Raw genomic sequence first — 612 nt, 5'->3', positions numbered from 1 at the left:
ATGGTGTAGAGATAGAGTCCTTCGATCTCCCGCAGCTTGACGATGGCGCCCATGATGTTGCGCGTTTTCGGTTCGATCAGCACCGGCTTGCCGTCGGCAGCGCTGGCCACCGCGCCTTCCGGCGGCTCGGGCATGGCGAACTCCGTATCGGTCTTGGCGCTCATGACGAAAGAGCCGTCCGGCTTGATCAGCGCCGCATGGGCCAGCGAACGGCCCACGGCTTCCTTGTTCATCAGGTCGAGAAAGCCGGTACGATCAAGGCCGTAGAGCGTGCGCGACGCATCGAGATCATAGGCCATGGACAATGTCGTGCCCTGGAGGTTGCGGGCATTTTCCTGGACATAGGCGTCGGCGATCGAGAGGGATGAATTGACGATCGTCTTGGTGCGGATCTCGAACCAGCGGTCAAGGCCGATGTCGAGCGTGATCGAGGCAATGATGGCCACCATGATGGCGGGAATGGCGGCAACCAGGGCGAACATGGCGACAATGCGCACATGCAGCCGCGAAGCGGCCTTACCATGCCGGCGCGCCATCAGGATGCGGTGCACCTCACGCCCGACCAGCGCGATAAGAAACAGGACGAAAGCCGCGTTGAGGGCAATCAACGCC

The 612-nt window shown here is 61.8% G+C and carries 1 pseudogene; it reads right to left on the bottom strand.

Going from position 1 to position 612, the window contains the following annotated elements:
* A pseudogene (locus EN750_RS37960) lies at positions 1–612 on the bottom strand (PAS domain-containing sensor histidine kinase); the annotation flags it as partial.

The organism is Mesorhizobium sp. M7A.F.Ca.ET.027.03.2.1, assembly GCF_003999175.1.
GTDB lineage: Bacteria > Pseudomonadota > Alphaproteobacteria > Rhizobiales > Rhizobiaceae > Mesorhizobium.
The sequence above is the reverse complement of the archived record's forward strand: the minus strand, read 5'-3'. Positions and strand labels throughout refer to the sequence as shown.